The following is a 7,925-nucleotide window of genomic DNA, read 5'->3' on the forward strand; positions in this document are numbered from 1 at the left end:
GGATGGCGCTGCGGACGCAGCGGCGGTGGGAACGGTGGTGGTCGCTTCCATGGGAATGGCCCGATCAGGTGCGCGCGTCGCTCGGTTACTTGATGAAGCTCGCGTCGAAGGTGGCCGCCAGGTCCTCGGGCGCCTTGCGGATCACACCAGCCTCGAGCAGGATCGGCACCGAGTCCTTCATGAACTGCGTGAGCTCGCCTGCGAAGAACTTCTGGTTGGCTGCCTTGTCCTGCCAGCGCAGGTAGGCGGACGACTTGGCGAACTGCTCGCCGCTCTGCTTGACGGCCGAGCCCATGAGTTCGTTGGCCTTGGCCGGGTCGCTCTTGATCATCTCGAGCGCTTCGAAGTACGAGTTGGTCAGCGCCTGCGCGGCCTTGGCATTGGCCTTCAGCCACGTCGGTGCGCAGCCGACGGTATCCATCACCATCGGGTAGTCGAGCGTGGTGGCGAGGATCTTGCCGGCCTGCGGATTGGCGCGCACGGTCGACAGGTAGGGCTCGTAGGTCATGGCCGCGTCGTTCTGGCCTGCCACGAAAGCCTGCGCCGCGGGCTGCGGCTCGAGCGAGACGGTCTTCACGTCCTTGAGCGTCATGCCGTTCTTGCTGAGCATCCAGGCCAGGCCGAAGAAAGGGGCGGTGCCGGGCGCGCTGACGCCGATGGTCTTGCCCTTGAGGTCGGCGAAGGACTTGACGTCGTTGCGCACCGCGATGCCGTCGGCGCCGTAGGACTTGTCCATCTGGAAGATCTGCACGATCGGCACGCCGTTGGCGTTCCAGGCGACGTGCGTTTCGACCGTGGTGGCCGCGCACTGGATGGCACCGGAGGCCAGGGCCAGGTGGCGGTCCTTCTGCGGAATCATCTTGATCTCCACGTCGAGCCCGTTCTTCTTGAAGATGCCCGCCTTGTCGGCCAGCGAGAGCGGCGCGAAGCCGGTCCAGCCGGACATGCCGAGGGCGATCTTCGAATCCTGGGCATGGGCGCTGACCGCAAAGGTTGCAGCGCAAAGGCCTGCTGCGACGAGCGAGGCGGATTTGGCGAAGGGGTGGACCATCTGAAGGACTCCTGTTGCGTTCGTGAAAGCCAGGCTTGTCATGCGGCGCAGCCACAGCATGGGGCCGAGTGTTGCCGTGCCGGATGCACCTGTATATACAGGCAAACCCCAGGACGGGGCGACGGGTGCACGCGATTGGCGCATGGGGGGTCTGGCGGGTTATGGAGACTGCTGGCTTCGCAAGATGCGGGCCAGCAGTTGCCGCTTAGCGCATGGACTAGGGCTTGAAGTCGGCTTCGAGCATCGCGGGGACGTCAGGGCCGGGAACGAGGTCGCCCATCTTTTCGAGCAGGTCCTGGATCTCCTGGAGTGGATCAACCGGCGGCACGGCGCGCGAAGTGGCTTGGTGAACGCGCGCTCCCTTGTCTTGCAAGCGCGCATCGAAGCTTTCGAGCGTCGAGAGCACGGCGTCTACTTCTGCTTCGATCTCCCGCTGCTTGACGGCCCGCATGGGCATGCCTTGCGGCTCGACCTTTGCCGTCAAAGCCACTTGCACGCTTTTCAAGCCACTCGATTCGAAACGCTGATCCGTCGGTGCGGACGCGGGCATGGGCGCAGGCCCGGCGCCTTGTTCGACTGGACTTGTCCCATGACGATTCGTCAGCCTCGATGTCTCGAGGTAGGTCAGGAAATGCGCCAGCTCCTTGAGCTCGTCCTTGCGGATCGCAGGATCGTGCTTGTCGAGAAGATGCTTGGTCTTCGCCAGGTGCTGGCGGATGGCGTTCTCGAAATCCTGCAGATGAAGCGCTTCGCCGCCGTATACGTCGGACAGCTTTTCATAGACCTTGTCGTAACGCTTGTGGGCCGTCCCGTAGTAGGGGATCGGCAAGTCCTCGTCTGCGCGGGTCTCAGCCGCGCGCAGGTGGTCGAGGAACACGGATATGTGAGGCAGCGCCTGCCGATCACCCGACATGCGCAGCTTCATGCCGAAGTGCGGCGCGAGCCGCGAAGCGATGAAGTCCAACTGCACGTTCGCCTTCTTGCCCGACGCCGCCTTGCAGATGGCGAGCAGCTTCAGCTTGTCGACCCCACAAACGTCCAGCACCTGCATGAAAGGGTTGTGCGCGTCGAATCGGCCATGCTCGACCAGGTCTTGCACCTCGTAGGCCAGCGCGCGGAGCCCCGCGTATTCGTTCTCGCGAACATCGAACTCGACGGCTCGCTTGCCTGCAAATCGGCCCTCGCGGGCAAGGAACTCGCCTTCCTGCTGCTCGACCTGGACCAAGGGGTTGCCGTCCTTGCCGCGGAGCTTGTCGAACAACTGTTGCCGGCCCAGGCTGTACTCGGCGGCGCGCATGCCGCGCTGGCGCCACTTCGACTTGCTTTCGGCGATCGCCCGCTTGTGGTTCCGTATCGCAACGGCGGTGGTACCGCCGGCCGCGATCAACACGGGACCGATGAGCGCCAGGCCCGCCGACGCCACGGTGGCTGCCGTGGTTGTTGCCGCGATGGCGGCAACAGCCCCGACCTGCGCGAGCGTTCCAGCGGCCACAGCGCCGCCTCTGAAAACGCGAACACGTGCGAACTTGATCTCGCGGTCGGCCTGACGGATCAGGCGGTCTTGCTGAAGGACAAGGCTCGAGACGACGCCTTGGAGCAGATCGAACTCCTCGTGATCACCGGCGCGTTCGAGCACCGCTTGAAGACCGGCTTTTCGTTCGGTCGCTCGCGCCCGCTGATCGACCCTGCGAAGCTCTTCTTGCCGCCCTTCGCGGATGTCGATGACGCCTGCTGCAATGGTGAAGGGCGCGGCCACCGCGCTGATGCCGGGAAGCGGGGCGAGCGCGTTGCCGACGTGTGCGCCGAGCGCGGCCGCGCTGGCCAGCGGGGTCGCGACCCCAGCCCGCATGGCACGGTGGCGAGCGGCTTTCGCCGTTGCGCTTTGCTCCTGGGTCGGCTTGAACACGGCGCCTGCGGCATCGCAGAAGTCGAGATAGGCTTCCGCTTCCTGCGGCGTGGCGGCGCCGAGGTGCTTGCGGAAGCGCTCTGCATCGTTGAGCAGCACGAGCTTGGCCTTGGCCTTCTCCCTGTCGGAGCGCAGCTTGGAGTGCGCATCGACTGCGAACACGCCGTCCGCTACGGACTGCACCGCATTCATCGGGATGACAGCACTGGCGGCGGCCAGGACGCCTTCGCTCAAGCCCTTCTCGATGCCAGCGACGCCCGCCGCGCCCACGAGTCCCATCTTCAATCCGGCCTGCACCGAGGACGAGTAGTCGACAGGCACTTGCTTGGCGCTGGTGAGCAGGTCTTCCTTGCCCTTGCGGGTCGAGTAAGCGCTGCCGGTCTTTCGCGTCATGCCCGTGTGTTTCTCGACCACCGCGCGACCTATGTTGAGGCCTGTCTGGATGTCCTTCAGTTTGCTGCCGACGACGGCCCGAGCGGCGTCGTTGCGGGTCTGCCCTTTTCGCAGATAGACATGTTCGACGGCCCCCGCATTGCCTTGGTCGTCGGTGATGGTCCGCTTCGTGAGTTCGTACTTTTCCGGCCGCAGGTTGTTCCTGCGGTTGCGGGCCTCGACCTCTGTCTTGAAATGCTCGAAGCTGGTGTCCGCGGATCGTGCATGTTCCAGTTCGCCCGCGCCGATGCCGTAGCTTTCGGCGCGTATCGAGCCTCGAGCCGCTGCGTGATGCGAAGGAATCTCCGACTGCGCATCAGGCTCGGAACGCTCGGCTTCGAATTCCGAAACAACGCTCCGATCCGATGACTCGGTAGAGCGTGGCGTGATCCGTCGGCTGTGCTGTCCGTACTGCGTGAACGACGTCCCAAGATTCTTTGGAACAGTGATCGTGCGCGTCAATGAGCGCGCGGTTCCTTTGCCGGGATCAGGAATGAACGTTTGCCCGCTGGGGTGAATGGCCGGAATCGAGATCGATGGCATCGAGTGTCTCCTGTGCTTTGTTTGTTCGTCACGCCAGTCCGCCGGGGTACGCGGAGGCCGTTGCGCCCGAAGCGTCTTCGGCCATCGAATCGACGACGGCTGCTTTCCATTCGTCGAGCATCGGGATCAAAAGGTCCTTCAGTACGTAAGCGAGGTCGATGCCTTCTTCATGCAGCGCCTCCATCGGAAGGTGATAAGCCACCACCGGATGCCCGGTCTCCGGGTGCAGGCTGAAGGTGGGCAGGCAGAAGCTGGTGTTGCCGAGGTTGGCTTCGAGCAAGAGCGCCAGCATGGCGTTGCGATCGACGGCAGCGTCGATCTCGCCCAGGTCTGCGAGCAGCCGCACTTCTTCCCTCTGCTCGAGGTACTCGATGCCGACGAGCGTGTCGTCGATCATCAGCAGGCCCCGGTCCAACAGCTCGCCGGCGTCGTCCAGGTCCAGTTCTTCGCAGAGCTCCCGCACGAGCTCGACATAGTCTTCACGGCTCATCGATGTCTCCTGACCGCTTCAAAAGTCATCGTTGGTCACAGTCGTGGGAAGCCGCGTTCCAGCGTCTGGCAACGCTTGTCGGGGCCCATCGTGCAGTTGCTGGAGCCATTGGCAGATGAGGCGACAATCGACCGCGCGCGTCGACGCAGAATCGACAACAACGCGCCGTTCCACAAGCCGACCATGTCCGTTTCGCTGTCACACACTTCCGACCCAGACCCATCGCAAATCCTCCACGAGGTCTTCGGCTACGCCAACTTTCGTGGCCCGCAGCAGGCGATCGTCGAACACGTCGTCGATGGCGGCGATGCGCTCGTGCTGATGCCGACAGGCGGTGGCAAGTCGCTGTGCTATCAAGTGCCCGCGATTGCGCGCCAGCGCGCGGGCCGCGGCGTGACGGTGGTGGTGTCGCCGTTGATCGCCTTGATGCACGACCAGGTCGGCGCACTGCACGAGGCCGGTGTGGATGCGGCCTTCCTGAACTCCACGCTCGACTGGGAAGAGACGCAGGACGTCGAGCGCCGCATGCTGCGCGGCGAGATCACGCTGCTGTATGCCGCGCCCGAGCGTGTGAACACGCCGCGCTTTCTCTCGCAGCTCGACAGCCTCAACGAGCGCGGCAAGCTCGCGCTCTTCGCCATCGACGAAGCGCATTGCGTGAGCCAGTGGGGCCACGACTTCCGGCCCGAGTACCGCTCGCTGACCGTGCTGCACGAACGCTACGCCGGCGTGCCGCGCATCGCGCTCACCGCCACGGCCGATGCGCTGACGCGCGCCGACATCGTCGAGCGCCTGCAGCTCGACGGGGCGCGCCAGTTCGTCTCGAGCTTCGACCGGCCCAACATCCGCTACACCATCGTCGAGAAGAAAGACCCGACGACGCAGCTGCTGCGCTTCATCGAACGCGAGCACGAGGGCGATGCAGGCGTCGTCTACTGCCAGTCCAGAAAGCGCGTGGAAGACACCGCACAAACCTTGTGCGAAGCAGGCGTGGATGCACTTCCCTATCACGCCGGCCTGGACGCCGCGGTGCGACAGAAGCACCAGGACCGCTTCCTGCGCGAAGACGGCATCGTGATGGTGGCGACGATCGCTTTCGGCATGGGCATCGACAAGCCCGACGTGCGCTTCGTCGCGCACCTCGACATGCCGAAGAACATCGAGGGCTACTACCAGGAGACGGGCCGCGCGGGCCGCGACGGCGGGCCGGCCGACGCGTGGATGGCCTACGGCCTGCAGGACGTGGTGAACCAGCGCCGAATGATCGACGAAAGCCCCGCAGGCGAGGAGTTCAAGCAGGTGATGCGCGGCAAGCTCGACGCCCTGCTGTCGCTGGCAGAGGCCAGCGACTGCCGCCGCGTGCGCCTGCTGCATTACTTCGGCGAGCAGAGCTCCCCTTGCGGAAACTGCGACAACTGTCTGAATCCACCGCAGGTGTGGAACGGCACCGATGCCGCGCGCAAGTTGCTGTCGACCGTCTACCGCGTGCAGCAGCAGAGCGGCATCAGCTTCGGTGCGGGCCACATCATGGACATCCTGCGCGGCAAGAGCACCGAGAAGGTGACGCAATATGACCACGCCAAGCTGAGCACCTTCGGCATCGGAAGCGAGTTCAGCGAAGTGCAACTGCGCGGCGTGCTGCGCCAGCTGATCGCGACCGGGGCGTTGTCGGTGGATGCACAGGCATTCAACACCTTGCAGCTCACCGAGGGCTCGCGCGCTGTGCTCAAGGGCGACGTGTCCGTGATGCTGCGCGAGTCGGTGTCTTCACCGTCCGACCGCAAGAAGCCACGGCGGGAAAAGGCGTCGGGCGGTGCGCCCTCCCCGGCTGCCGCCACGCTCGACGCCACAGGCCAGGCACGCTTCGCCGCGCTCAAGGCCTGGCGTGGCGAAGTGGCGCGCGAGCACAACCTGCCGGCCTACGTGATCTTCCACGACGCCACCCTCGCGGCCATCGCAGAGCGGGCGCCCGCCACGCTGGAAGACCTGCAAGGCCTGAGCGGCATCGGGGCCAAGAAGCTCGAAGCCTACGGGGTGGACGTGCTGCGGGTGTGCGCGGCGTTCTGAAGCAGGATCAGGGCCGCGTCAGTACCGGACCGCTAGTGCGGCGCAGAAAGGATCCGCACCTCACGTTCGGGGGCGCGGCGAAGGTACGGCGCCTTCTCCGCTTCCGCCTTGCGCACCACCACGTCGGCCTTGTTCGAAGAAGGCACGGGGCAAGCGCCCGTGCTCCGCAGGGCCAACGCCGTCGCCAGCCGCGCCTCCGCAGGGTCTCCCAGCGCGTGGTCGAAATCGTCGGCCACGGCACAGGTCGGCGTGAAGCCGTCGCCGTAGTCGCCGAAGCCCTGGTTGTTGACGCCCTGGAACTGGATGGAGAAATAGGTGGTGCCGCAGTTGTCCTGCGGATAAAAGCCGTAGGGCTTGCCGCAGGTGGCGCCGCCGACGAGATTGACCGTCACGCCGACACCACGCAGGCCGTTGATGACCGACTCGCTGGCCGAACAGGTGTCGGGGCCGGCCAGCACGGTGACGCGTGACAGGCCGAGGCGCGGCAGCGGCTGGCCCGCCGTCGTGGACAGGCCCCGCGAGGTGGTGTGAAAAGGCAGGGTGGCCTGCTGCGGCGTCAGCTTGAACGGGTTCTTGCGGTTGAACACCTGGCGCTCGAACACGGCGCCCGTGGTCGCAGGGCTGGCGCTGACCATGGAGGCGAGTTCGCTGGCCACGTCGAGGAAGCCGCCGCCGTTGTAGCGCATGTCGATCACGAGATCGACGATGCCGGCCGCCTGCAGTTGGTTGACGGCATTGATCAGGCCCGTCTCGGCGGTCGCGAGGTGATCGTTGAACTGCATGTAGCCGACCGGGCCACTGGGGGTGCTGAGGGTCTTGACGTTCTGCACCGGCACGCGCGTCACACGCGCCGCGGTCAGCGTGACCGTGCGCTCGGTGCCATCCGGCGCGCGCAATCGGAAGCTGTGCGCCTCGCCCGCGGCCTTCGGCGTGATCGCGGCGTTCAGGCGCACCGTGTCGCCGCCGTTGGCGACGTCGATGCCATCGACCTCGATCAGCCGCGTGCCGCGCACGATGCCGGCTTGTGCCGCGGGCGAGTTGGGCTCGGCATAGGCCACGCGAATGTCGCGCGGGGGCGATGCACTCAGGAAGGCCAGCTCGAGGCCATAGCCCGTTTCCACGCCGCCCTGCGAAAGCGCGCGGTAGGCGGCGGTGTCCTGCGTGAAATGAAAGCGGTCCTTGGCACGGCCGGAGGCGGTGAGCGCCGGCGTCTTCAGCACGCTGAACCACGCAATGGGCGTGGCGTAGTCCGTCGACTGGAGCGTGCTCGGGACTTCGTCGAACCAGAGGTAGGTTTCGTCGATCCACGCACGCAGCCAGCGCTTTTCATCGTCGACGCTGCCGCTGCGGTCGGGGAACACCGCGCCCGTGTCCGGATCGACGCCGACACGCGGTGCCGCGCACGAGCCGGCGACGCTCGACGACTCGACGATGGG

The 7,925-nt window shown here is 65.6% G+C and carries 5 protein-coding genes; 1 reads left to right on the top strand and 4 read right to left on the bottom strand.

What is annotated here, in order from left to right; genetic code table 11:
* Positions 1 to 85: 85 nt before the first annotated feature.
* From B0W80_RS16740 to B0W80_RS16750, 3 genes are all read right to left on the bottom strand, one after another.
* Complete coding sequence (locus B0W80_RS16740; RefSeq protein WP_077000290.1) at positions 86 to 1,051, bottom strand: ABC transporter substrate-binding protein; 966 nt, start codon at positions 1,049 to 1,051, stop codon at positions 86 to 88.
* A gap of 217 nt (positions 1,052 to 1,268) precedes the next feature.
* The gene (locus B0W80_RS16745; RefSeq protein WP_077000291.1) at positions 1,269 to 3,932 is read right to left on the bottom strand and encodes a hypothetical protein; all 2,664 of its coding nucleotides are present in this window, start codon (positions 3,930 to 3,932) and stop codon (positions 1,269 to 1,271) included.
* Positions 3,933 to 3,960: 28 nt separating this feature from the next.
* The gene (locus tag B0W80_RS16750; RefSeq protein ID WP_077000292.1) at positions 3,961 to 4,422 is read right to left on the bottom strand and encodes a CesT family type III secretion system chaperone; all 462 of its coding nucleotides are present in this window, start codon (positions 4,420 to 4,422) and stop codon (positions 3,961 to 3,963) included.
* A 183-nt stretch (positions 4,423 to 4,605) separates the two neighbouring features.
* Between B0W80_RS16750 and recQ the strand changes: the two genes are divergently transcribed.
* Complete coding sequence (recQ, locus tag B0W80_RS16755; RefSeq protein ID WP_077000303.1) at positions 4,606 to 6,489, top strand: DNA helicase RecQ; 1,884 nt, start codon at positions 4,606 to 4,608, stop codon at positions 6,487 to 6,489.
* 32 nt (positions 6,490 to 6,521) lie between these two features.
* On the opposite strand, the gene B0W80_RS16760 is transcribed toward recQ, so the two are convergent.
* Positions 6,522 to 7,925 (bottom strand): S41 family peptidase (locus tag B0W80_RS16760; protein ID WP_077000293.1); only part of this gene is annotated, 1,404 nt, incomplete at its 5' end.

Source organism: Variovorax sp. KK3 (assembly GCF_001984055.1).
Lineage (GTDB): Bacteria > Pseudomonadota > Gammaproteobacteria > Burkholderiales > Burkholderiaceae_C > Variovorax.

What these genes read in the sequence shown, in the direction of transcription:
- B0W80_RS16740 (WP_077000290.1), bottom strand. Translation starts at nt 1,051, where the DNA reads ATGGTCCACCCCTTCGCCAAATCCGCCTCGCTCGTCGCAGCAGGCCTT.
- B0W80_RS16745 (WP_077000291.1), bottom strand. Translation starts at nt 3,932, where the DNA reads ATGCCATCGATCTCGATTCCGGCCATTCACCCCAGCGGGCAAACGTTC.
- B0W80_RS16750 (WP_077000292.1), bottom strand. Translation starts at nt 4,422, where the DNA reads ATGAGCCGTGAAGACTATGTCGAGCTCGTGCGGGAGCTCTGCGAAGAA.
- recQ (WP_077000303.1), top strand. Translation starts at nt 4,606, where the DNA reads ATGTCCGTTTCGCTGTCACACACTTCCGACCCAGACCCATCGCAAATC.